This is a genomic window from Vibrio sp. JZG120 (assembly GCF_053890955.1).
This window is the reverse complement of record NZ_JBSRRK010000004.1, coordinates 513,776-537,660: the sequence shown is the minus strand read 5'-3', so window position 1 is coordinate 537,660 and position 23,885 is coordinate 513,776. Positions and strand designations below refer to the sequence as shown.

17 protein-coding genes are annotated in these 23,885 nt (G+C 44.6%); 11 read left to right on the top strand and 6 right to left on the bottom strand.

From position 1 onward, the window contains the following. Nucleotides 1-89: 89 nt before the first annotated feature. The 4 genes from ACWPOD_RS10835 to ACWPOD_RS10820 all read left to right on the top strand — a co-directional run bounded on the left by ACWPOD_RS10835 (nucleotide 90) and on the right by ACWPOD_RS10820 (nucleotide 7,140). Nucleotides 90-1,727 carry a methyl-accepting chemotaxis protein gene (locus ACWPOD_RS10835; protein WP_124008689.1) on the top strand — a complete coding sequence of 546 codons (1,638 nt, stop codon included), beginning with the start codon at nucleotides 90-92 and terminating at the stop codon, nucleotides 1,725-1,727. A 462-nt stretch (nucleotides 1,728-2,189) separates the two neighbouring features. After that, nucleotides 2,190-3,329, top strand: coding sequence for an efflux RND transporter periplasmic adaptor subunit (locus tag ACWPOD_RS10830; RefSeq protein ID WP_005390787.1), 1,140 nt, complete (start codon nucleotides 2,190-2,192; stop codon nucleotides 3,327-3,329). Nucleotides 3,330-3,331: 2 nt separating this feature from the next. After that, complete coding sequence (locus ACWPOD_RS10825; RefSeq protein WP_048626202.1) at nucleotides 3,332-6,493, top strand: efflux RND transporter permease subunit; 3,162 nt, start codon at nucleotides 3,332-3,334, stop codon at nucleotides 6,491-6,493. Between the two features lie 191 nt (nucleotides 6,494-6,684). Continuing rightward, nucleotides 6,685-7,140 carry a MarR family winged helix-turn-helix transcriptional regulator gene (locus ACWPOD_RS10820; protein WP_167426739.1) on the top strand — a complete coding sequence of 152 codons (456 nt, stop codon included), beginning with the start codon at nucleotides 6,685-6,687 and terminating at the stop codon, nucleotides 7,138-7,140. A 46-nt stretch (nucleotides 7,141-7,186) separates the two neighbouring features. Here the strand turns inward: ACWPOD_RS10820 and ACWPOD_RS10815 are convergent, their stop codons facing one another. Beyond that, nucleotides 7,187-8,143 carry an AEC family transporter gene (locus ACWPOD_RS10815; protein ID WP_046874753.1) on the bottom strand — a complete coding sequence of 319 codons (957 nt, stop codon included), beginning with the start codon at nucleotides 8,141-8,143 and terminating at the stop codon, nucleotides 7,187-7,189. 600 nt (nucleotides 8,144-8,743) lie between these two features. Here ACWPOD_RS10815 and trpS point away from each other — a divergent pair. Continuing rightward, nucleotides 8,744-9,766, top strand: coding sequence for a tryptophan--tRNA ligase (gene trpS / locus ACWPOD_RS10810; RefSeq protein WP_301613080.1), 1,023 nt, complete (start codon nucleotides 8,744-8,746; stop codon nucleotides 9,764-9,766). A 90-nt stretch (nucleotides 9,767-9,856) separates the two neighbouring features. Here trpS and ACWPOD_RS10805 read toward each other — a convergent pair whose 3' ends face one another. Then, the gene (locus ACWPOD_RS10805) at nucleotides 9,857-10,813 is read right to left on the bottom strand and encodes an ATP-dependent dsDNA exonuclease (RefSeq protein WP_301613082.1); all 957 of its coding nucleotides are present in this window, start codon (nucleotides 10,811-10,813) and stop codon (nucleotides 9,857-9,859) included. Further along, nucleotides 10,810-12,138 carry a sphingomyelin phosphodiesterase gene (locus tag ACWPOD_RS10800; protein ID WP_456231888.1) on the bottom strand — a complete coding sequence of 443 codons (1,329 nt, stop codon included), beginning with the start codon at nucleotides 12,136-12,138 and terminating at the stop codon, nucleotides 10,810-10,812. Before ACWPOD_RS10800 ends, ACWPOD_RS10805 begins: the two co-directional genes overlap by 4 nt. A gap of 292 nt (nucleotides 12,139-12,430) precedes the next feature. On the opposite strand from ACWPOD_RS10800, the gene ACWPOD_RS10795 reads away from it, so the two are divergent. Together ACWPOD_RS10795 and ACWPOD_RS10790 are read left to right on the top strand one after the other, a co-directional pair. After that, nucleotides 12,431-12,697: a hypothetical protein gene (locus tag ACWPOD_RS10795; protein ID WP_012841963.1), complete on the top strand. Its 267-nt coding sequence runs from the start codon at nucleotides 12,431-12,433 to the stop codon at nucleotides 12,695-12,697. A gap of 155 nt (nucleotides 12,698-12,852) precedes the next feature. Next, a complete protein-coding gene (locus tag ACWPOD_RS10790) occupies nucleotides 12,853-14,481 on the top strand; it encodes a methyl-accepting chemotaxis protein (protein WP_167426735.1) in 1,629 nt (542 codons plus the stop codon). Nucleotides 14,482-14,610: 129 nt separating this feature from the next. Here the strand turns inward: ACWPOD_RS10790 and miaE are convergent, their stop codons facing one another. Both miaE and ACWPOD_RS10780 read right to left on the bottom strand, forming a co-directional pair. After that, nucleotides 14,611-15,381, bottom strand: a complete 771-nt coding sequence (miaE, locus tag ACWPOD_RS10785) for a tRNA isopentenyl-2-thiomethyl-A-37 hydroxylase MiaE (protein WP_104974277.1) — start codon at nucleotides 15,379-15,381, stop codon at nucleotides 14,611-14,613. Nucleotides 15,382-15,478: 97 nt separating this feature from the next. Then, entirely contained in the window at nucleotides 15,479-16,243 is a 765-nt protein-coding gene (locus ACWPOD_RS10780; RefSeq protein WP_006742886.1) for a hypothetical protein, read from the bottom strand. A 313-nt stretch (nucleotides 16,244-16,556) separates the two neighbouring features. Between ACWPOD_RS10780 and cysB the strand changes: the two genes are divergently transcribed. Together cysB and ACWPOD_RS10770 are read left to right on the top strand one after the other, a co-directional pair. After that, nucleotides 16,557-17,531 (top strand): HTH-type transcriptional regulator CysB, encoded by a 975-nt coding sequence (gene cysB / locus ACWPOD_RS10775; protein WP_006742885.1) that lies wholly within the window; start codon nucleotides 16,557-16,559, stop codon nucleotides 17,529-17,531. A 53-nt stretch (nucleotides 17,532-17,584) separates the two neighbouring features. Beyond that, nucleotides 17,585-18,781 carry a methyltransferase gene (locus tag ACWPOD_RS10770; protein WP_134646911.1) on the top strand — a complete coding sequence of 399 codons (1,197 nt, stop codon included), beginning with the start codon at nucleotides 17,585-17,587 and terminating at the stop codon, nucleotides 18,779-18,781. A 93-nt stretch (nucleotides 18,782-18,874) separates the two neighbouring features. Here the strand turns inward: ACWPOD_RS10770 and ald are convergent, their stop codons facing one another. Further along, nucleotides 18,875-19,999: an alanine dehydrogenase gene (ald, locus tag ACWPOD_RS10765; protein WP_005378241.1), complete on the bottom strand. Its 1,125-nt coding sequence runs from the start codon at nucleotides 19,997-19,999 to the stop codon at nucleotides 18,875-18,877. A gap of 156 nt (nucleotides 20,000-20,155) precedes the next feature. Here ald and lrp point away from each other — a divergent pair, with 156 nt between their 5' ends. Both lrp and ACWPOD_RS10755 read left to right on the top strand, forming a co-directional pair. After that, nucleotides 20,156-20,650 carry a leucine-responsive transcriptional regulator Lrp gene (lrp, locus tag ACWPOD_RS10760; RefSeq protein WP_005378234.1) on the top strand — a complete coding sequence of 165 codons (495 nt, stop codon included), beginning with the start codon at nucleotides 20,156-20,158 and terminating at the stop codon, nucleotides 20,648-20,650. Nucleotides 20,651-20,802: 152 nt separating this feature from the next. Beyond that, the gene (locus tag ACWPOD_RS10755; protein WP_456231887.1) at nucleotides 20,803-23,856 is read left to right on the top strand and encodes a DNA translocase FtsK 4TM domain-containing protein; all 3,054 of its coding nucleotides are present in this window, start codon (nucleotides 20,803-20,805) and stop codon (nucleotides 23,854-23,856) included. Nucleotides 23,857-23,885 lie beyond the last annotated feature (29 nt).

Here is a 23,885-nt window from a genome sequence, read left to right as displayed (position 1 = left end):
TTTAATAGAGTCTTTTACCTAATGGGATACTCTATTTGTTTGATATAATTTCTGGCAGTTTGTATACCATAATTAAAGAGAGTCTATTCATGTTCCAGAACTTAACGATCAAGCAGAAGATAGTGATTCCGCTGTCACTGATTATTGGATTGTTTATTGTGAGCTCTGTATTAAACGTTATGACAAGTTGGAAACAATCTGAGTTGAGTGAAACACTTAACGAACAGATAGTGCCGAACTTATTAACGATTGAGGATGCTTACCGCGATCTTTACCAAGCTACATCTGCAATCCAAGGTGTTGCTCTTTCTGATACTCAAACCGATATTGACCACCACATCGGTGAATACAAAGACAACGCATACAAGGCGCTGCCTCGTATGGAGAAAATGATTGAGCTATCGCAAGCTGGCGTGATGCCTTCTTCGCACGGTAATGAAGTGAGAAAGCTTGTCTCCCTAGGTGAAAAATGGTTGGCGAGTTATGAAGCGATGTTGCGTTTACCTCAATCACAATGGCTTGGTTACTACAACGAACACAAACACACCTTTGAAAATCAGTTTATCGAGGTAAGAGCGCAACTTAATGTTGTGAAAGATGCGATAGAAGAAAAACAAAGCTTATTGAAAGATGAAATCTCTGCAGCTGCATCAAGAGCAGAGTTAATTCTTGAAGCAGGCATTGTGATTGTTATTCTGGCCGCTATTGCGATGGCGTTTTTGTTGTTGCAAACCGTCGTGAAGCCTATCAACGATATCAAAAATGCGATGACAGAAATTGCTTCTGGTGAAGGTGATTTAAGCCAGCGAATCGACGTGAAAACACAAGACGAAATTGGCAATTTAGCGAACGCGTTTAATCAGTTTGTGTCTAAAATCCAAGCGACAGTTTCTCAAGTAATTGAAAGTTCGAATACCTTGCGTAATGAGATGGAAAATCTTAGCTCGTTGACCACGACCATCGCGAACTCGACCGTTTCACAGCAAAAAGACAGCGAGGCGGTAGCAGCGGCAGTGCATGAGATGCAAGTCACCAGCAGAAATGTCAGCGATAGCGCCAACGAAGCTGCGGTTGCAAGCCAGACTGCGAATGATGAACTTACCAATACCAATGTTATTTTGGATCAAACCGTTAGCTCAATTCGTAGCCTCGCAAGTGAAATCGAAAGTGCAAGCCACGTCATTAACACATTGGATCATGATGTGAGTAACATTGCTTCTGTATTGGATGTCATTCGTGGTATCGCAGAGCAAACGAACTTATTGGCGCTTAACGCAGCGATTGAAGCGGCTCGTGCAGGAGAGCAAGGGCGAGGCTTTGCTGTTGTAGCAGATGAGGTTCGCTCGTTAGCCAGTCGCACACAACAGAGTACGGGTGAAATCCAAACCATGATTGAAAAGCTACAATCTGGTGCGGGACAAGCCGTAGAAGTGATGCGTGGTAGCCAAAATAGCAGTGATGAAACAATTCAATCGGCAGGGAGAGCGAGTCAATCCCTTTCTGAAATCTTAAACGCGATTTCACGTATGAACGAGATGAACACACACATTGCAACGGCTGCAAGCCAGCAAAGTACGGTAAGTGACGAAGTAAATAGCAACGTACAAGGCATTGCAGATAGCAGTACATCTATTGTGGAAATCGTAAACCAAGCGCAAGCATCTTTAGCCATGTTATCAGAGCAAACCCAGCGCTTAGATCATCAGGTTAGTCAGTTCAAAGTATAAGCTGAGAACTGCAGTCTCACTGACGAAATAACCCGCTTCTGAGCGGGTTATTTTTTAGATAAGGGTCGAACCTGACTTGTGAAGGCTCGACTATATTTACATCCCTCTTTTACTTAACTTTGTATACCAGAGGTGCAAATAATCCTAGACAGCGGTGACAAACTCTGTACAGCGTGATGATGCTTTTATCATCACTTTTGCTGCTTTTTAACCATTGCAATTGCTCACAGGAAAGTGTGATTTCCAACCCAAAATCTTCAAATTTGAGAACTTCATTACACCTTTACCATAAACGTTTTTCGTAAGCGTATAGAACTGTAAATTTTGTTGTATGTACAACACTGGGTAATTATCATCCTAATTAATTTGTTCTGGATATACATCCGTTAGTCATCATTAAGTCATTCTAGAAGTTTTTAGCAAGGAATCTTGAAGGCTTGTAGGTAAAAGAGAGAAAAATTCATGAGACGTAAAACCACGCTATCTCTGCTGATTGCGTCGAGCCTTTTTGTGGTTGGATGTCAACCTAGCGAAGAAGGATCGAGTCAAGGTAGTGGTCCTGCGCCCGCAACCGAAGTTGAAGTGTTAACGGTGGAGCCAACTCGCCAAGCGTTAACTGTTGAGTTGCCAGGTCGTAGCCGTGCATTCAAAGAAGCGGAAGTTCGTCCGCAAGTTACAGGCATTATTTCAGAACGAAATTTTGTTGAAGGCGGCCTTGTTGAACAAGGACAGTCCCTATATCAAATTGATGATTCATCATTTCAAGCGGATTTGCTGAGCGCTGAAGCGGAATTAATCCGAGCTCAAGCAGCGGCAGAATCGACCCATGCCACAGTGAAGCGTTACAGAACCTTGATCACCAAAAAGTCCATCAGCCAACAAGATTTGGATGAAGCAGAAGCAGCATACAAGGAAGCGCAAGCACAGGTCCTAGTCGCAAAAGCTAAGATCAATACGGCAAAAATCAATTTAGATTACACGCAAGTGAAAGCTCCGATTAGCGGTGTGATCGGTAAATCGAGTGTGACGGCGGGTGCGTTGGTTACGGCTAACCAAGCAGCCAAATTAGCGACCATTCAGCAGCTTGACCCTATCAACGTTGATATTGTGCAATCATCCGCGCAACTGCTGCGTTTAAAAGCGGCTCTTTCCCAAGGTCATATGCAAGAAGATGACTCTGCGCAAGTTACATTGATGCTTGAAGATGGCAGCACGTACGAACATAAAGGCACGATGAAATTTACCGAGGTCAATGTGAACGAAAGTACGGGTAGCGTGACGCTTCGTGCTGAATTCCCAAACCCTGACGGTTTGTTACTTCCAGGAATGTTTGTTCGTGCGACGGTTATTACTGGTGTTGACCCTGACGCGATTCTGATACCACAAAATACCGTTTCTCGCGATGCGACAGGCAAAGCGACAGTGATGATGGTGAATGGTGAGAACAAAGTTGAAGCGAGACCAGTGAAGACAGCCGAAGCGATCAATAATCAATGGCGTATCATTGATGGTTTGAAAGCGGGCGATAAAGTCATTACTGCTGGGTTACAAAAGGTAGGTCCAGGCAGTCCTGTAACTATCCAAAACGGTGAACAGGAGTAATCATGGCACGATTTTTTATCGATCGTCCGGTATTTGCTTGGGTTCTCGCGATTCTAACGATGTTGGCGGGGGTAATGTCATTATTCAATTTACCCGTCTCGCAATACCCAACGATTTCACCGACAACGATCACCATCAGTGCACGTTATCCAGGTGCATCAGCGAAAACCGTTGAAGACTCGGTAACGCAGGTTATCGAGCAAAATATGACGGGATTAGATTATCTTCGCTACCTATCATCGAGCAGTGATGCATTCGGTAATGCGACAATTACCCTGACGTTTGATAGCGAAGCTGATCCTGATATCGCGCAAGTACAGGTGCAGAACAAACTGCAATTGGCATTGACATCATTGCCGATGGAAGTACAAAACCAAGGTATCGTCGTGAATAAATCCAATACGGCGTTTCTCATGGTGGTGGCAGTTTATTCTGAAGATCCTGACTTTACAGAAAACGATATCGGTGACTTTGTTGTAACGAATATTCAAGACCCGATAAGTCGTGTAACTGGCGTAGGACAAGTGCAGGCGTTTGGTGCGCAGTATGCGATGCGAGTTTGGCTGGATCCATTTAAGCTTACGCAGTTCAACTTGACCGCAATCGATGTAGCAAATGCTATCAGTGAACAGAACGCGCAAGTTTCTTCAGGTCAACTTGGTGCAGCACCTGCGCAGGAAGGCCAGCTGTTGAATGCAACGATTTCGTCTGCAAGTCGTTTGAGCAGTGTGGAAGAGTTCCAAGACATCATTCTTAAGTCTGACGCCAGCGGTTCGAATGTTTATTTGAAAGATGTGGCTCGTGTTGAACGTGGTGCAGAAAGTTATGATATTCGAGGCCAATATAATGGCTTCCCAGCATCGGGTTTAGGTATTTCATTAGGTACTGGTGCAAATGCGCTTGAGACAGCCAATGCGGTGAAAGAGCGTTTAGAACAACTGAGTGCAACGTTCCCAGAAGGGTTGCAGATTGCTTACCCATTTGAAACGACGCCATTCGTCAAAGCCTCGATTCAAGAGGTGGTTAAAACGCTGTTAGAAGCCATTCTTCTTGTGTTCTTAATCATGTACCTGTTCTTGCAGAACTTCCGTGCGACGATCATTCCAACGATCGCAGTGCCTGTCGTATTGCTCGGAACCTTCGCTATTTTGTACGCGACTGGATTTAGCGTAAACACGTTAACCATGTTCGCGATGGTTCTGGCTATCGGTTTGCTGGTGGATGACGCCATCGTTGTGGTGGAAAACGTCGAGCGTGTGATGCATGAAGATGGTTTAGAGCCCAAAGAAGCGACCAAAAAATCGATGGGGCAGATCACTGGTGCCCTGATTGGTGTGGGGTTGACGCTTTCAGCGGTATTCGTCCCTATGGCGTTTATGTCTGGTTCTACCGGGGTTATTTACCGTCAGTTCTCGATAACGATTGTGGCGGCTATGACGCTTTCCGTTTTGGTTGCGATAATTCTGACTCCAGCATTGTGTGCTACGTTGCTGAAAAAAGGCGATGCTGAGCTTCTAGAGAAGAAAGGCTTCTTTGGCTGGTTTAACCGCAAGTTTGATGCGATGACAGCAGGCTATGAAACCGGCGTTGCTAAACTTCTAAAACGCACAGGTCGCATGTTGGTTGTATTTTTGGCAATGAGTGCAGGTGCTGGCTGGTTATTTATGAACCTTCCAACGTCATTTTTGCCAGATGAAGACCAAGGCACAGTATTCTCAATGGCTATTTTGCCGCCTAACTCAACACAAGAACAGACGGAAAAAACACTTGAGAAAATGCGTGACTTTTACCTTGTGGATGAGAAAGACAACGTGAAATCCGTCTTCTCCGTTGCGGGCTTTAGTTTTGCAGGCCAAGGCCAAAACATGGGGATGGCATTTATCGGTCTGAAAGATTGGTCAGAGCGTGAAGCGCCGGGTGCTGATGCAGCTTCCATTACGGGTCGAGCGATGGGATACTTCTCAACCATTAAAGAAGCACTGGTCTTTGCATTTGCACCTCCTGCGATTCAAGAATTGGGTAACTCGACAGGCTTTGATTTCTATCTTCAAGATTCGTTGAACAAAGGTCACGACGCGTTAGTCGCTGCGCAAGGTCAACTGCTTGGCATGGCTGCACAAAACCCGAAACTTGTCGGTGTTCGTCCGAACGGCCAAGCAGATGCGCCAATGTACAAAGTGAACATTGACCACGTTAAACTGCGTGCTCTGGATGTTAGCATTAATGACGTCAACCAAATCCTGTCAGCGGCATGGGGCGGGGCGTACATTAACGACTATATTGATCGCGGTCGAGTGAAAAAAGTCATGATGCAAAGTGATGCGGAATACCGTATGCAGCCAAAAGACTTCGATTCGTGGTACGTGCGCAACTCAAAAGGTGAGATGGTGCCTTTCTCTGCCTTTGCGAGCGGAGAGTGGACGTATGGTTCACCTCTTTTGCAGCGTTTTGATGGTTTGCCAGCGATGAATATCCAAGGCGGCGCAGCTCCTGGCGTCAGTACTGGTGAAGCTATGGCAGAAATTGAAGCAATGGTAGAAAAGCTACCAGAAGGCTTCACGGTGAACTGGAATGGTATTTCGTATGAAGAGCGCCTTTCCGGAAACCAAGCGCCAATGTTATATGCGCTGTCTATCCTCGTCGTATTCTTAGTTCTCGCCGCTTTGTATGAAAGTTGGTCAGTGCCTTTCGCCGTGGTGTTAGTTGTGCCTCTTGGTGTGCTTGGTGCTGTGCTCGCGGTAATGACGCGAAGTATGGACAACGATGTGTTCTTCCAGGTGAGTTTATTAACGACGGTCGGCTTGGCAACTAAAAACGCCATTCTGATTGTTGAGTTTGCGAAAGATTACTACGAGAAAGGCGCTGGCCTTATCGAAGCAACCCTGCATGCCGTTCGTGTTCGTCTGCGCCCAATTATTATGACATCGCTTGCCTTTGGTCTAGGTGTAGTACCGCTTGCTATCAGCTCTGGCGTGGGCTCAGCAGGTCAAAATGCGGTAGGTACTGGTGTACTTGGTGGCATGATCAGTGCGACGATCTTAGGTATATTCTTTGTGCCAATCTTCTTTGTGGTGGTTGAGCGATTGTTTGATCGACGTGCGAGAAAAGAATCGGAGGCAGAGTTGTCTGAGACTAATCCTAAACCGGCTCAGCAAAGCGAGTAAGACTTGGTTGCTGTAACTAAGTTATACTGGTGATAATAAACACGATAAAAGGGCGCTTCGGCGCTCTTTATTTTATGTTTTCACTTGGTGGTTACCGTCTTTGACGCAAACTTGAAGGGGGAGCGTTTTGCCTTATGCAGAATCTGCTTACTCCTCCGACCGAATGAAAGCCTAAAGAAGAACAAACGACGATGAAAGATCAGAAAATCTCCCCAATTTCCGTTTTGGATCAAAGCCCTATGTTTGTGTGCGGTGTGATGCAGCGAATGTATCGCAACCGTGCTCAAGCTGAGCTCTCTCGGCAAAATTTAATGACACTCGAGATGGCAAGTGCACTGGCCGCTTTGGAAGAGTTTCAACCCATGAGTCAGCAAGCGTTGGCTGACGCGGTTCGAACTGAGCGAAGTGTAGCAAAGCGAATGGTGGATAATTTGGAAAAGCGAGGGTTTGTTCAAGTTTCTAAAAGTAAATCGAATCAGCGTCTCAAAATGCTAAGCATGACAAAAGAGGGGTCAAATGCTTTAAAGCAAGTGCATCAAATCATGACGAATTTACAGAAAGAATTTTTCGCTTGTTTGTCTGAATCAGAAGCGAGGGAGTTTTTTCGTTTGGTAAGAAAGCTCACTTTTGCAAATCACGACCAGTAGCTTATCTTAATGCTATCTAGCGCGCCTTTACTTTATCGGTGATCAATTATATTAAGTCGTAAAACTTAAGAAATAGAATGCCCAAAGTACACGTGACGGTAGAAAGTACCGTAGTGAGTGCGATGATATTTGCGGCTAATGTGGCATTGCCTCCCATCGAACGTGCCATGACATAACTGGCTGCTGCCACTGGGGAAGCGTTCATAAAGAAAAGAATACCTAACTCAATTCCTCGAAAACCTACTAAGTAAGCACCAATAGTGATCATTACGGGTGCCACGATGAGCTTGTAACTGCTTGCAAACCAAGATGGACCTTTCTCTTTTCTCATCAAGCTAAAATCGAGTGAGCCACCCGTACACAACAGCGCTAAAGGCAGTGTCATTTTGGACAAGTAGTTCCCTGCATCAATAACAACGTTCGGTACTGGAATAGCGAGTAAATAAAAAGCCATCCCTAGGACTATTGAGATTATCAGTGGATTCCTCGTCAGTGTTCGGCCCATCATTTTTGCGGCTTGTGGGACAGAAGTTGCGCCTTTGGGAGATAAGCAAATAACCGCTTGGACGTTGTAAATAAACGTGGTGACCGCGACATAAAGCGCTGCTAACGCCACACCTTGAGAACCATACGCATTGGCAACGTAAGCGATGCCAATAATACCTGTGTTTGCTCGGAACCCACCCTGGATAAGAACACCTTGGTCAGGCGATGCTTTGAACAGAAGCTTGACCGAAAGGTAGGTGAAAATGAAAAACGAAATGCTAGCGATGACGCCGAAATTGACAAAGCCACTCGCCGCGGAAAAATCGTGTTCTGAAGCCACAATACTGACAAATAACATCGCAGGTAGCGTAACTTGAAACACCAGTTTAGAGCCCACTTCGATAAAATTATCGTTGATCAGTCCAATGCGTTTGAACACCACGCCAAGTATTAACATTAAGCAGATAGGGCCGGTTATCGACAAAGAGAATTGCAACTGATGTAGAACAGCTTCCATGTAAGTACCCGCAGCAAAAGAAAAATATTCCTGCTGTCTATTAAGCCATAAACTCCGGGAGACAGGACAGAAAAGTGATGAAATTTTCCTCTTTTGTTGTTTCCAGAAGCATTTGCATTCCAAGTTATGGACGAGGTCCCAGTTTAACAAAGCTGCACTGGTTCTATGCGCGATATGTTGGTTTACTACTTGTCGTGATGCATCCACATGCGTATTAAATAAAAGGGTTGGTCATTGTGGTTATGGATAGGAGTTCATCGATGAAAAGGAAACACAACAAAACCGTACTTTGTGCATTTGTCTCAGGTTCGGTGTTTGGTGCAGCTTTAGTCATTGCGATGTCTTTACCAATGTAATCGTTTCTGTAGGCTCTTTGAATACTCACGCTAATTCAATACAAAAACAGATTGAGTTCAGCTTGATGTACTGTTAGTTTGAAAACATGAAAATACACGTTAGCCCTTCATCAACAACCTTCTTTTGGTGGCGCTCTAAATAGAGCGGCACGGAATAGTCACATTCTTAAGCTGCTGGATGGTAGCTAAGAGTGTTTGATCTTTTTATCTCCAGTAGCGATCTATTAAATACTTGGAGATAAATATGAACACCATTCAAAGTACACCACAGCGTGAAATTATCCTGACCGGCGATCGAGCGACAGGTCCGTTACACCTCGGGCACTATGTCGGTTCATTGCAACAACGAGTCAAATTGCAAACGGAGCATGAGCAAACGATCTTAGTCGCAGACATGCAAGGGTTGACGGATAACGCCCACAATCCATCAAAAGTATCCTCCAATATTCTCAATGTCGTTGCGGATTATTTGGCCGTTGGTATCGACCCCACACAAACCACGATCACGTTGCAATCTCAAATACCAGCGTTAGCAGAGTTAACGATGTATTACAGCAATCTTGTCTCTATTGCGCGTTTAGAGCGTAATCCCACGGTTAAAAATGAGATTCAAAGTAAAGGCTTTGAACGCTCTATTCCCGCTGGTTTTTTAACGTATCCAATTTCTCAAGCTGCCGATATTACGGGGTTCCACGCGACGTTGGTTCCGGTAGGTGATGACCAACTGCCGATGTTGGAGCAAACTAATGAAATCGTAAGAAAAATAAACTACCTGGGTGGAAAAGAGGTTCTTAGAGAATGCCGTCCATTACTTAGTGATGCACCTCGTTTGCCGAGTACTGATGGCAAAAATAAGATGTCTAAAAGCATGGGGAATGCAATCAACTTAGGGGCCTCCGAAAAGGAGATTTCCGCGGCAGTGAAATCTATGTATACCGATCCCAATCATCTGAAAATTGAGGACCCTGGCCAAGTCGAAGGGAATATTGTATTCATCTACCTCGATGCCTTTCACCCTGATAAAGATTACGTCGAACAGCTAAAAGACCATTATCGACGAGGTGGGTTAGGTGATGGTTTGACCAAGAAAGTGTTAGAAGAATGCTTACAAGAGATGCTTCGCCCTATTCGAGAAAAGCGCGCTATGTATTTGAATGATAAAGCGCAGCTGATTGATATTTTAAAACAAGGTAGTGAGCGTTCTCGCGAGAAAACTGAAAAAGTGCTATTTGATGTGAAAGATGTATTTGGTTTAAATTTGTTCTGAATTAAAAAACAAGGTTCTGAATAAAAGGCACGGCTGTTTATTCGTAACGTGCCTTTTGGACTTTCAATTCCCATCAATGAAAGCTGACATTTAAGAAGAAAAGAACTCGCGGCGAAAATCCGCTATTTCTTGTTGGTAATAACTGTGCCATTCCGGTTCTGATAAACTAGCATGGCTGGTGGCTCTCTCTTTTCTGAGTCTGGACTCAAGTTGTTGCAATGCTTGTTGGTAATCTCTGACTTGCTCTTTTTGCTGGGCAATTTGTTGCTCACGAGCGTGAATCTCTTCGCTTTCGTCCTTCGTTAAGTAAGTTTTTTGCAGCTCAGCGATGATAGTTTGGCGATCTGGAAAGCTCATGCTATTGGGTATCAGGGCGACTGCACGCTCATATTTTGCTTGGTCGTTTGTAAGCCCGATAGCCTCTGTATTTTCTTGCCAGTCTATGATGAGTTGCTCGAAAGCTTGCAAAAAGCTTTCTGGACTTTGCGTGTTGAGCTGTTGGGCCTCTAAATTGAAATCGTATAGGGCGAATTCATCCGCGAAAATAACATCAGCCAACTCGCCCCAAATGCCTCTTGCCTCGGCTTTAAGTTGTGCAATACGTGAGGCTAGTGGTTGTTGCTCATCAAACAACAAATTACCCACACTTTCTTGCCATTGACTGTTGAGTTGATGGTAGCTCGCCAAAAGTTGAAATCGTGCTGAAGATAAATAAGGCTCGAGCAAGGCTAACTGTTCCTCACAGTCGCGGTTCGACATGCACTCATGCCAAAATGACTCAAGCTCTGCGACCAGTTTTCTCCCTTTGAGCAGAGTTAATCTCTCAGTCGTTATTTGAACCGCAGAAGGGAGCTCTGCAGTCTGTGGTGAAGTATCTACACTGGGAGCGATATTGCTTGTTTTTAGTGATGTACTGGGGACGTTCTTATTTTTTGTCTTTGGAGCAGAAGCGGACACGGCCGCTTCTTGCTGCCCATCTTGACTGAAAGTTAAAAACATCATGCCCGCCATAATGGCGGACATGATTATCAACGCGATTTTCTTCATGGCTTGATTGTTGCGCTAACTGGGAAATGGTCAGAAAGGTTGTAGTGTTTCCATAAACTTTCTGAAGTTGTACGCGGCACGTCCACACGGTTGTCATTGAATGATTTCACACCGTATTCGCTACTCACCATGACATAGTCAAGGTATTCCACGTTTTCGCCGCCTGATAACGCTTCACCTGCGAAGTTATTGATGCGGGGATCAAAGGTTGACTCCGTGTAACCAGAATACTGAGGCTCTATGGCGCTTAAGTTAGCGATCATTTGTTGGTAGTCACCAGGGAACTTTCTTTTGTTTACGTTAAAGTCGCCGCTGTATACCACAGTTTCGCTTGAAGGAATGTTGAGAGATTTAGCGAGTGCGCGGATTTGTTTGAACTGGCGCTGACGATACTCGCGAGCGGTGTCTGTATCGAAAGATGCGGTATGGGTAGCAAACACATGGTAAGCCTGACCACCTTTAATAATTTCCGCATAATTCACGCCTTTGTCGGCAAAGCAGTCTGTGCCAGAGCAGTCGGGGAAGACATATTGCGCTTCATTCACGATAGGATAGCGACTGACAATGATCACCCCACCATCATGAATATTAACGCCTTCTTTATCTAACATCTTAGTTTGGTACGGATATTCCTTAGCTAACTCACGTAGGAATGCTTCACGACCGCTTGCAAACACTTCTTGCAGCGCTAATACATCATAACCTTTGACGTGTTGAGGAATCAGTTCGTAACGATCACCGATGTGCGATGCAATAGCCGTAAGAGCCCAGATGTTGTAAGTCATCAACTTAAGGTTTTGTTCTTCGTTATCGACAGATTCATTTACTTTGCTTGGTGTGATCGTGTAATAAAGATCGTCGTATCGAGCGGTACTGTCTGACTTAGATGCCAGTTCGGTTTCTCGGATGCCAAAAGCGTTAGTGTTGGCACGATGAATATTACGATCATCTTTAAGAGATAAATCGACATCGGCCGCCGATAAGCCATATTCAATGGTTGAATTATACCAATGACCTTCCATGACTTGATTGAGTGTTATGCTTTCACCTTTAGGGCTAGAAACCACAGTTTCAAAACGGTAAGTTTGGTTTGATTTCACGCCCTCCCAACGATTGAAGCTCAATACAGGTTTGGTTTCCCACGGACCAAGTACTTGTACATGTTGCTGCCACTCTTCTCCATATTGAAGTAAATCACTGCCTTCGTGCTTTACTTGAATAGTTAAAGGCTGATCAGAGTTATTGGTTAGATAAACATCTGTATCTGCAATGCTTGGCAATGCCACCAAGCCACTTAATAAAAGACCCCACTGCGATAATTTCATCTTATTTTTCCATCATTTGAACTAGAGCAATCATTCTTGTTTATAAATATTACTTGCACGTTAAATATGGATGACATCGAAGCCAGTACTAAAAATTGTTATCAGAATGTGATCTTTATTCAATGGTGAGGAGTCGGGGTAGAGAGTTAATGGTTGCTTAAGCGGTTGTAAATAATAGCGATGGTTAACGAATCGTACTCACTGCAATCAAGTTGTCATCTTCGCTCTATAAGTTGTGCGGCGTCATTCATCCAGCCACATGGCTAGAACTTAAATTGATAGATGGAGCACCATGGCTAGAGCAGTAAATCCAATCGATGAAACCATCATTAAATTACTACAAGACCAAGGTTTGATTAGAAGCGAAGCAGAAGCTCGTTTAAAGAAAGAGGTATACCGCTTACAGCCTAATGAAATTGAAAAAGTCAAAAATTATGCCCAGCACTTTGGCATAAACGCTAAAGAAAAACTCATCGATGAGATCTTAGAGTTGCGCCGGGAAGCGCTCATAAAAAAATGTAGACACAATACGGAGCATGCGAGCCTATCTCTAAAATAGCACGTGATAAAAATATCAATTACTGGTCAAGATTTGATCTCTCAGGCCGATGTATATAAGAGCGCTCAATGATATCGAGCGCAAAAAACAGTGTGTTTTAGAGGTTAAGCTTTCACTTAAGTGAGAGGTTTGGAAAGGCTGCAGGGAGAAAGTGCATGCGTATTAAAGACTTAAGCGTCGTAAAGAAAATATCGGTTAGTTATTTAACCGTTTTTGCCGTGTTTGGTTTAGTGTCAGTAATGTTGGTACAAGGTTTGTTAACACTGAATAAAGACATCTCAGTGCTAACAGATAAAAGCTTACCTTCTGTTGCGATTTTGAAAGGTATCCAAGTTGATATTACTAAAGTGCGCAAAGATGAGTTCTCTTTATTGCCAAACGCAAATCACCCCAAAATTGGTGAGTGGTTAAAAGGCCTCGACCAATGGCGTTCTGATGTGCAGGCTGGTATTGCAGAATACGAAAAGCTCGACCTTAATCAGCGTGAAACGCAGTCTTTTAACGTTTTTAAAGAAACCTGGAATCAATACATCAAAGAAACGAAGACTTACAACGCACTGCTAAGCCAAGGTGATGCTGAAAGTGCAAATGATGTGATTTTATCGAGTTTCGATACCTACTCAAAAGCGTTGAGCAGCTTAGATGATACCCTCGCGTTGAACGATGAGTTGGTGAATTTGATTGGCGAAGAAGTACAAAATGAAGCGGCATTTACACAATACAGCGCTGCTGTTGGTTCGCTCGTCGTCGCATTGGTCATGGTAATGTCTGCCATGCTGCTTTCTCGAGTCATTTGCGGGCCTGTTGATCGAGCATTGGAATTCGCTTCTAAAATCGCCAAGGGTCAATTGAATAATCAAATCGACGAAAGTGAATTGAGCAAAGACGAGTTAGGAACGTTGCTCAAAGAGCTTGTCGGTATGCAAACAAACTTACATTCGCTGGTTTCTGAGATTAATGACTCAACGATTCAGCTAACGGCAGCAGTAGAGGAAGTGAGTGCTATTTCTTCTCAGACCGCTTCTGGTATGCAAAATCAACAAATTGAACTTAGTTCGGTGGCTTCTGCGATGACAGAAATGCAAGCTGCTGTAAGTGAAGTGGCACAAAATACCGAAGTTGGCGCGACCTCTGCTTACTCGGCAACGGAAGTGGCTAAACAAGGAACGGCGACGTTACAACAAACTATCGCAGTAATTGAGCGTGTATCACATACGATCCAAGAGTCTGATGAACTGGCACGTGAGCTTGAATCTAGCTCAAACAATATCAATGTGGTCGTAGATGTGATCCGCGGGATTGCGGAGCAAACAAACTTGTTAGCACTGAACGCCGCAATAGAAGCCGCTCGGGCCGGTGAACAAGGACGTGGGTTTGCTGTTGTGGCAGATGAGGTTCGTTCTCTGGCGCAACGCACTCAAGACTCCACTTCACAAATTGTGGAAATTGTTAATCAACTACAAGAGAGCAGCAGCAAAATAGGGCATTCAAGCCGTGATTGTCAGGAGGGCATTTCTCAGTGTGTTGAGCAAGTCAATGACGCTGATAGCCAGATAAAAGAAATTGAACATTCTGTCGATAACATAGCGCAAATGAGCACACAAATCGCAACGGCTTGTAGTGAGCAGAATTCTGTATCCGAAGAGCTGAATCGAAGTGTGGAGCATATTAATAGTGCCTCAACAGAGATGGCTGAGGGAGCTTCGCAAACGGCTGTGGCTTGCCAGCAGATCAGTAGCCTAGCGCACAACTTGAAAACTCGAATGGGTTCATTCCAGCTCTAGTTGTTGTGTTTCAGCTTTATTCCTAACCTCATTGCTACAAAAAATAAGCCGGACGAAATGTCCGGCTTATTTATTCTCTGTCTATATAAATAAGTTCAGAGCATGCTCAATCTTGGGAGAATATGCTCGCTAGGCTGGAATACCACTATGGAACTTAAAATCTGTATCTGGCGTAGAAATTAAATCCGCCTCAACTCGACCAAAATAGGCTATGCGTTCGCTGATGTCTTTGCCCGCGATTTGCTCTGCCAATACAAGATAATCTTGATAGTGGCGTGCTTCTGAGCGCAGTAAAGAAACGTAGAATTTTGCGATATCGTCATCCATATGTGGTGCTAGTTTGGCAAAACGCTCACAAGATCGGGCTTCGATGTACGCACCAATGATGAGCTTATCGATCAGCGTTTCCGGTTCATGAGTCTTCATATGCGAAATGAGCCCTTTAGCATAGCGACTTGCTGGAATATTTTTATACTCAATTCCACGACTTTCCATGATCTCTAAAACCTGATAAAAGTGGTGTAACTCCTCTTTAATCAAAAGCACCATTTTATCGATCAAATCTTGGCTGTAAGGTGAGTTGGACTTAGCCATGATCGCTTTGGAAATATTGCTCTTACCTTTTAACGTTTCTAGTGAGCCTACATTGCGATAAGCAAAGTCTTCATAGGGTTTAAACCAGTCAAGCAGAGCATGTGAACTGGATTGGTCAACGGCATACTTACGAATTAAAAACATCGCAGATTGGCCAGCTTTTAGCTCACACAGTAGGTGGTCTAATAAAATGGTTTGAAGGTTTTCTGGTTTCTTTGCTTCCTCTACCCATTCATCAGGTGTGCTGCATTGCAGAAATTGGTTAATGGGAGCAAGAAGATCTTGATAGGCGTCTAGATTCATCATTTTAGTTTTAGTACTTCACATTCTAATTGGGCATATCCGCTATCTTACGGATAGAAAAAAGGCTGCGATTGCAGCCTTTATTGACCTTAAGTGAATGTTACCACTTTTTCTTCTCGCCGAAGAGTGCTTCCATGTCATTGTCGCGCTCTTTATCGGCGATCTGCTGCATTTCAGCATCACTTTTATCTTGGCGTTTTTTATCTAGGTCGCCCAACATGTCTTCAAGCTTCTGTTTCGCTTGAATCGAGTAGGGATCGCTCTTTGTACTCAATGCATCGATACCTTTGCGTAGCAGTTGAAGTGCTGTGCCAGGTTGACCTCGAGCAATAGAGTCGTTTGCTCTTTTAATGACGTTTTCGATGTTGATACGAATCTGCATCGTTTCTAAACGCGCATTTTCAGCGACATAAGTCTGGGTGTCGATACGGCCTTTATTGTGTTCGTTACGGATAGTATCGCGGAGGCGTTTCACCAACTTAAGCATGACGATGGCTTGTTTATCACTGCTCGGCATTTTGAACGTGGTACTCTCGCCAGTGGGACCATTCTCTTTCAGTTGCTCAATCTGTTGCTTCATGTTTTCGATACGTTGAGCAAGCTGCTTATTCTTCGGGTCAAGCTCATGCATGCTTTCTAGCGCGTCAAGAATACGATTGTTTAGACATAGCAACAGCTCCTTGCTAAAAGGGATATGGTGCGCATGACCAATCAACTCTTCAGTGCCATCAATCAAGGCAACATAGCGTGCGGACTCCTGTCTTTTCGCAGTCTCTACCTTGACCTTATACTGCAACATAATGTTATAGCCTAGGATCAACACCAGTAGGATGGCTACCAAAGCGATTATTAAACCAATATTCATATCTTTGCGTCTGCTTTACTTTTCTACGGCTAGCGTTAAAGAATACATGAATCTTATCTTACTCGGCACCCTATTTGTTTGATTATTTTGTCTCTCCCACGTTTTAGCTACTGATAGAAGTCACATCATAGAAATTCAGTCATTTATTGGCTCAACTTTGTGCATATTGTTTCTATGTTGAGGATTATCAGTATGTGATTGAGGTATAAGTTAGAAATTACTGTTCATTTCGATTTGAACGCGTTATAACTAATTATTATATCGCTCGTCCGAGTGGCCAATAAATTCTCTCATGAACAAGTAAGGGATTACGATGAAACTGCAGCAGCTGAAGTATATTGTTGAGGTTGTAAACCATAATCTGAATGTATCCGCGACGGCAGAAAGCTTGTATACCTCTCAGCCAGGTATCAGTAAACAGGTTCGGTTGCTGGAAGATGAGTTAGGCATTCAGATTTTTGAACGTAGCGGTAAGCACTTAACACAGGTGACACCTGCTGGTGAAGAAATTGTACGTATTTCCCAAGAGATTCTGGCTCGCGTAGAAAGTATCAAAGCTGTAGCAGGGGAGCACACCCACCCAGAAATGGGGACGCTGAATATCACCACGACACACACGCAAGCGCGTTATGCTTTGCCGGATGTCATCAAAGGTTTCACTTCTCGCTACCCAAAAGTGTCATTACACATGCATCAAGGTACGCCGTCACAAATGTCTGAGGCGATTGCCAAAGGTACGGCGAACTTTGCGATTGCGACAGAAGCGCTTCACTTATATCAAGATGCCATCATGCTGCCTTGTTATCACTGGAACCGTTCAATTGTCGTGCCCAAAGATCATCCATTAGCGAAGAAAGACAAAGTAACGATCAGCGATCTTGCCGCTTATCCATTGGTCACTTATGTGTTTGGTTTTACGGGCCGTTCAGAGTTAGATACCGCATTTAATCGTGAAGGTTTAACCCCGAGAGTGGTGTTCACTGCAACTGATGCGGACGTTATTAAAACGTATGTTCGAATGGGTATTGGTGTTGGTGTGATTGCGAGCATGGCTGTGGATGAAGAGCAGGACAGCGATTTAGTCGCAATAGATGCGAGCCATTTATTCGGGGCTAGTACGACAAGTATTGGCTTCCGTCGCGGCACATTCCTGCGCTCATACATGTTCGATTTTATGGAACGCTTTGCTCCTCATTTAACTCGCCCAGTGGTAGAGCAGGCGATTTCGTTGAAATCTAATGCAGAAATCGAAGAGATGTTTAAAGACATCGAGCTCCCAGTGAGATAACACTTCATTGATGTTTCGATTCCCTCTACAATGCGCTCGTTGTAGGGGGAACTATGAAAACGCAATTTCAATTTATTAATGACTGCTTATTGGAAAACGAATCGCTATGGCGGTTTGAACCATTTAAAAGTAGCATTCACACCTCATTACCTTGGCAAGAGCAACACCCTCAGTTGTGCCAGTGGTTAGTGTCTCTTTCTCCCTCTCAAATCGAAGAGTATAAAGCGGAACCTGAACTCGCCTTAAAAGCGATAAGCGCGTTCGTGCCTCAACTCGAACAACTCGCTTATCACACGCGTTTAGAGTCTTTGACCTTAAATGGTTTGGCACTCGCTCGTGGTTTAGACAACGGCATTCCCGGACGTAAGCTGGAGCAAATCAGCTCGATGGGTGAAGCTGCAATTCAACAACACTGTGGCGAAGAATGGTTAGAGTGGTGTTCAGGGAAAGGTTATTTAGGACGAATCCTGGCAACACAAACCGATCAGCCTGTGACCAGTTTCGAATATCAACAAGTACTGTGTGATTCGGGGCAACAAGCTGCGAATGAACACCATTGGAAAATGACGTTTATTCAAGGTGACGCGTTCGATAGCAAAGCAAAAGCGGTATTCAAGCCAACGCAACACGCGGTGGCACTGCATGCGTGTGGTGACCTCCATGTTCGTCTAATGCAGTACGGCAGTGAGAATGGGATTGCTGCGATGACCATCTCACCTTGTTGTTATCACTTGATTAAGTCGGAACAATACCAGCCGATGTCGAAACCGGGGAGGGTTTCTTCTCTCTCATTGTCTAAGCAAGAACTGCGTATCCCGTTACAGCAAACGGTGACAGGGGGAGAGCGTGTACGTCGCCATCGTCAGCAGGAAATGGTGTTTCGTCTTGGCTTCGATTTGATTACTCGACGAGCGTTAGGCATGGCAGAGTACCAACCTGTCCCCAGTATTCGTAAGTCGCAATTAAGTGAAGGCTTTGAATCTTTGTGTCGCTGGGCGGCGGAGCAGAAAGGTATCGTTCTTTCTCAAGAAATCGATTTCGATCATTTTGAAAAGTTAAGCGAACAACGCTTCTGGCAAATGGAGAGAATGAGCTTAGTGCAACTGGTTTTTCAACGTCCATTGGAGATCTGGCTCGCATTGGACAAAGCACTTTATCTTGAAGAACGTGGTTATCGTGTTAGATTGTCAGAGTTTTGCCCTAAATCAGTTACACCTAGAAATATTTTAATTTGCGCATATAAGAATTAGTTATTTTTTATAGCTAAACGCTCTATATGAAAAAGCCCACTTATGCGTGGGCTTTTGTAAACAAAACGTGACAAGTTGTGTTTTATTTTGTCATTAATTGAACATAGCGATAGCTTGAGTTGGTTCAACGTATTCCAAGTCAAAGCTTTCTGCTACTTCTTTACATGTTACTTTTCCGTGAATAACGTTTAGACCTTCAAGGAAGCCTTTGTCTTCTAGAAGTGCCTCACGGTAGCCTTTGTTTGCGAGTTTCACAATGTAAGGGAGTGTTGCATTGTTCAATGCGAAAGTTGAAGTACGTGCAACCGCACCAGGCATATTTGCTACGCAGTAGTGAACCACTTCATCAACGATGTAAGTTGGATCTGCGTGGGTTGTTGCGTGAGATGTCTCGAAACAGCCACCTTGGTCAATAGCCACGTCAACCACTGCCGCACCAGGTTTCATCTTAGCAATGTGCTCTTTTGTTACCAGCTTAGGCGCTGCTGCTCCAGGAATTAGAACGGCACCGATAACAAGGTCAGCTTCTAGAACATGCTTCTCGATAGCGTCTTCAGTAGAATAAACCACTTTAGCGCGACCTTGGAATTCTTCGTCAAGCTTACGAAGTGTATCTACGTTACGGTCTAGAATGGTTACGTCAGCGCGAAGACCAACAGCCATACGAGCTGCGTTTGCACCAACAACACCACCACCAACGATGACGACTTTCGCTGGCTCAACACCAGGTACGCCACCTAGTAGCAGACCACGACCGCCGTGTGATTTTTCCAATGTTTGCGCACCAGCTTGGATAGACATCCGACCTGCCACTTCTGACATTGGTGCTAACAGTGGCAAACGACCCATATTATCTGTTACAGTCTCATAGGCTATACAGACAGCTTTGCTCTTGATTAGCTCATCAGTTTGTGGAAAATCTGGTGCTAGGTGTAAATAAGTAAATAAAATTTGCCCTTCGCGGAGCATTGCTCTCTCTACTGCTTGGGGTTCTTTTACTTTTACAATCATGTCTGCTTGCGCGAATACGTCTGCAGCATGAGGGAGAATGGATGCGCCGACAGCGATGTAATCATCGTCTGAAAAACCAATGCCGGCACCTGCATTGGTCTCAACTAAAACTTGGTGACCATGTGAGATGAGTTCTCTCACGCTTGCTGGGATCATACCAACACGATATTCGTGGTTCTTGATTTCCTTAGGTACGCCAATGATCATCCTGTATCCTCTTTCTATAATGGTTGTATTAACTGTTTGTAGGGTGTTATTGTCGAATTAATAACTAGTATAGTTATAGATTTGTAAAATTTGGCACCAAATATTAAAAAGTTGTAGTATATTTTTTTGCAAGGAAGTAATAAGGTGGAATAAAAAATGGCAGACAACTATAAAAAGCCGTCCAAGGAACTAGACCGTATCGACCGCAACATTCTTAATGAACTGCAGAAAGACGGTCGTATTTCAAACGTTGAGCTTTCAAAACGTGTGGGACTTTCTCCAACGCCATGTTTGGAGCGTGTACGTCGCTTAGAGCGTCAGGGTTACATCACAGGATACACTGCATTATTGAATCCGCAGTTCCTGGATGCGTCACTATTAGTATTCGTTGAGATTACACTAAACCGTGGTGCGCCGGATGTATTTGAGCAGTTTAACTCAGCTGTTCAAAAGCTAGACGACATACAAGAGTGTCATCTTGTATCAGGTGACTTTGACTATCTTCTTAAAACCCGTGTATCAGATATGGGTGCTTACCGTCGACTATTGGGCGATACGTTACTACGTCTACCTGGCGTAAATGACACTCGCACATACGTTGTAATGGAAGAAGTGAAACAATCTAACCAGCTTGTGATCAAAACTCGTTAATTTCTTGCAAAGAAAGCGGTATATGCTTCCGCTTTCGCCAGAGAGTAATTGGGTTTTTCTCTTTGATATGGTTAAATCAATTTACCGAGCGGCTTGATGCCGCTCGGAATGTTTTGCAAATTCCTATTTCATTTCCATATTCAAGTTGATTTATGTTCAAAGAGAACGCAAAGAAAGTCGAAACCATTATCAAAACCAGTGAAGAGCCCCAGTCTTCACGCTTAAATGGCTTCCAACGCTTAAAAGAGTGCTGCTTTATCGTTGGCGTTCTTAGCTCGGTATTGCTTGCGGTTGCACTATTTACCTTCAGTCCGGCCGATCCTTCCTGGTCCCAAACCGCATGGGGAGGGGAGATCGACAATGCTGGTGGCCTTTTCGGCGCTTGGCTTGCGGACACACTATTCTTCACATTTGGCTCTCTCGCTTATCCCATCCCTTTCTTGCTAGCTGCGGCTGCATGGGTGATTTGCCGTAAACGAGGAGAAGATGAGCCAATTAATTTCATGTTATGGGGTACGAGGTTACTCGGCCTTGTCGTCCTTATAATGACTAGCTGTGGTCTAGCTGATATTAATTTTGATGATATTTGGTATTTCTCGTCCGGTGGTGTCGTCGGGGACGTGTTGTCTAGCCTAGCTTTACCTACATTAAATGTACTTGGCACGACATTGGTACTGCTGTTCTTATGGGGAGCGGGTTTTACTCTCTTTACTGGCATCTCATGGCTTAACATCGTTGAGTGGCTTGGAGATCGTGCATTAGCGCTAATTGCGGCGCTTGCAAATAAGATAAGAGGCTCTGAGCAAGAAGTTTTAGAACCTCAGCTAGATGAGTTCGTGGAAGATAAAGTCTCTACGCCTAGACATAACGTAGACCATGACATTGATGATGAGCCGCTTCCTCATTTAACGGCGTTCGATGTCGATGAGCCGAAAGAATCGGCGCATGCACATGAGTATCCTATTTATATGCCGCAAGCTAAACCTGAGAAGCCAGCGGAACAAATGATGGTGGAACCAACGCCACCACAACGCAAGGCTACGGTTAATGCTGCGCCAGTTTATGCTCAACCTGAGCACCAAACGCAACCTGTCCATGCGGTGAATACTGATAACGTTGATCCGCTTCTGGAGCGTACCAAGCAGCTGAATGTCACGATAGAAGAGCTTGAAGCTGCAGCGCAACAAGCAGATGACTGGGGAACTGGAGAACAGGCAGCCCCATCATTTGCAGACACTTACTCTTCCTATGTAGAGCAACATACAGCTACAGAAGAACCGATCAGTGTTGAACCAGATTATGCGGAGTACGAACAATTTGAAGCAGAGCAAGTACAGCAGCCAAGTATTGAGCATCCTGTGCATGAAGAGCCTGTAATTGATTCCGCTGCGCTAGATAGCATCACGGAGCAAACAGAATCGAGTCAACACATTGAACCTACGATCTCTGATTTTGACGTGTTAGACGATGAAGACGAAGTGGAGTCACAGCCTGTACAACAAGTACAGCCAGCTCCAACAACACCTCATCAGCAAGTGGCAACACCTTCAACAACATTTGAACCTGCACTTCAAAAAGCGGAGGTTGAAGAGGTTCAAGACGGCGACGAAGATGTAGCGGCATTCCAAGACATGGTTTCTAGTGCGCAAGCCAAAGTAGCAGCGACACAGAACCCATTTTTGGTACAGAAAGAAGAAAACTTGCCTGTTCCAGAAGAGCCACTTCCAACGCTCGAGTTGCTTTACCATCCAGAAAAACGCGAAAACTTTATCGACCGAGATGCGCTAGAGCAGGTCGCTCGATTGGTTGAGAGCAAGCTAGCGGACTACAAAATCAAAGCCGACGTGGTGGGGATTTATCCTGGTCCAGTGATCACTCGCTTCGAGCTTGATTTGGCGCCGGGGGTAAAGGTAAGCCGTATTTCTGGTCTTTCAACTGACTTAGCGCGTGCATTGTCTGCAATGGCTGTACGTGTTGTAGAAGTAATCCCTGGCAAGCCTTACATCGGTTTGGAACTGCCAAACATGAGCCGTCAGACGGTCTATTTATCTGATGTAATCAGTAGTCCTCAGTTTGAGCAAGCAACGTCACCCACAACGGTTGTGTTAGGTCAAGACATTGCGGGCGAAGCTGTTGTGGCCGATCTTGCGAAGATGCCTCACGTGCTAGTAGCAGGTACAACTGGTTCTGGTAAGTCGGTGGGTGTGAACGTGATGATTTTGAGCATGCTATATAAAGCAGGTCCAGAAGATGTGCGCTTCATCATGATTGACCCGAAAATGCTAGAGCTTTCTATTTACGAAGGTATCCCTCATCTTCTTTCTGAAGTTGTGACTGATATGAAAGACGCATCAAACGCTCTACGTTGGTGTGTGGGTGAGATGGAACGTCGTTATAAGTTGATGTCGGCATTGGGCGTTCGTAATGTGAAAGGCTTTAACGAGAAGTTGAAGATGGCAGCAGAAGCAGGCCACCCAATTCATGACCCATTCTGGCAAGAAGGCGACAGTATGGATACGGAACCGCCATTGCTAGAAAAACTGCCGTATATCGTTGTCGTTGTCGATGAATTTGCTGACCTGATGATGGTGGTGGGTAAGAAGGTAGAAGAACTGATTGCACGCTTGGCACAAAAGGCGCGTGCGGCAGGTATTCATCTAATTCTTGCGACTCAGCGTCCATCGGTGGATGTTATCACGGGTCTGATTAAAGCGAATATTCCAACTCGTGTTGCGTTTACGGTATCGACTAAAACAGACTCCCGTACGATTCTAGACCAAGGTGGTGCAGAATCACTGCTTGGTATGGGTGATATGTTGTATCTACCGCCGGGCTCAAGTCATACAACTCGTGTCCACGGTGCATTTGCATCAGATGATGATGTTCATGCTGTTGTAAACAACTGGAAAGCGCGTGGTAAACCGAACTACATTGAAGAGATCATCAGCGGAGATCAAAGTCCAGAAAGCTTATTGCCAGGTGAGCAAATGGAAGCGGATGAAGATGTGGATCCACTCTTCGATCAAGTCGTTGAGCACGTAGTTCAGTCACGTCGAGGCTCTGTTTCTGGCGTACAGCGTCGATTTAAGATCGGTTACAACCGTGCCGCCCGTATTGTTGAGCAACTCGAAGCGCAAGGTATCGTGAGTGCTCCGGGTCACAACGGTAACCGCGAAGTTTTAGCTCCTGCGCCGCCAAAAGATTAATGAACTTGTTTTACTCACTTCAGTCCAAC

Coding starts and splice junctions, on each gene's coding strand:
- ACWPOD_RS10805 (WP_301613082.1), bottom strand. CDS start 10,813: ATGAAGAAAATCGCGTTGATAATCATGTCCGCCATTATGGCGGGCATG.
- ACWPOD_RS10800 (WP_456231888.1), bottom strand. CDS start 12,138: ATGAAATTATCGCAGTGGGGTCTTTTATTAAGTGGCTTGGTGGCATTG.
- ACWPOD_RS10755 (WP_456231887.1), top strand. CDS start 20,803: ATGTTCAAAGAGAACGCAAAGAAAGTCGAAACCATTATCAAAACCAGT.
- ACWPOD_RS10825 (WP_048626202.1), top strand. CDS start 3,332: ATGGCACGATTTTTTATCGATCGTCCGGTATTTGCTTGGGTTCTCGCG.
- ACWPOD_RS10820 (WP_167426739.1), top strand. CDS start 6,685: ATGAAAGATCAGAAAATCTCCCCAATTTCCGTTTTGGATCAAAGCCCT.
- ACWPOD_RS10770 (WP_134646911.1), top strand. CDS start 17,585: ATGAAAACGCAATTTCAATTTATTAATGACTGCTTATTGGAAAACGAA.
- lrp (WP_005378234.1), top strand. CDS start 20,156: ATGGCAGACAACTATAAAAAGCCGTCCAAGGAACTAGACCGTATCGAC.
- trpS (WP_301613080.1), top strand. CDS start 8,744: ATGAACACCATTCAAAGTACACCACAGCGTGAAATTATCCTGACCGGC.
- cysB (WP_006742885.1), top strand. CDS start 16,557: ATGAAACTGCAGCAGCTGAAGTATATTGTTGAGGTTGTAAACCATAAT.
- ACWPOD_RS10790 (WP_167426735.1), top strand. CDS start 12,853: ATGCGTATTAAAGACTTAAGCGTCGTAAAGAAAATATCGGTTAGTTAT.
- ACWPOD_RS10780 (WP_006742886.1), bottom strand. CDS start 16,243: ATGAATATTGGTTTAATAATCGCTTTGGTAGCCATCCTACTGGTGTTG.
- ACWPOD_RS10815 (WP_046874753.1), bottom strand. CDS start 8,143: ATGGAAGCTGTTCTACATCAGTTGCAATTCTCTTTGTCGATAACCGGC.
- ACWPOD_RS10835 (WP_124008689.1), top strand. CDS start 90: ATGTTCCAGAACTTAACGATCAAGCAGAAGATAGTGATTCCGCTGTCA.
- miaE (WP_104974277.1), bottom strand. CDS start 15,381: ATGATGAATCTAGACGCCTATCAAGATCTTCTTGCTCCCATTAACCAA.
- ACWPOD_RS10795 (WP_012841963.1), top strand. CDS start 12,431: ATGGCTAGAGCAGTAAATCCAATCGATGAAACCATCATTAAATTACTA.
- ald (WP_005378241.1), bottom strand. CDS start 19,999: ATGATCATTGGCGTACCTAAGGAAATCAAGAACCACGAATATCGTGTT.
- ACWPOD_RS10830 (WP_005390787.1), top strand. CDS start 2,190: ATGAGACGTAAAACCACGCTATCTCTGCTGATTGCGTCGAGCCTTTTT.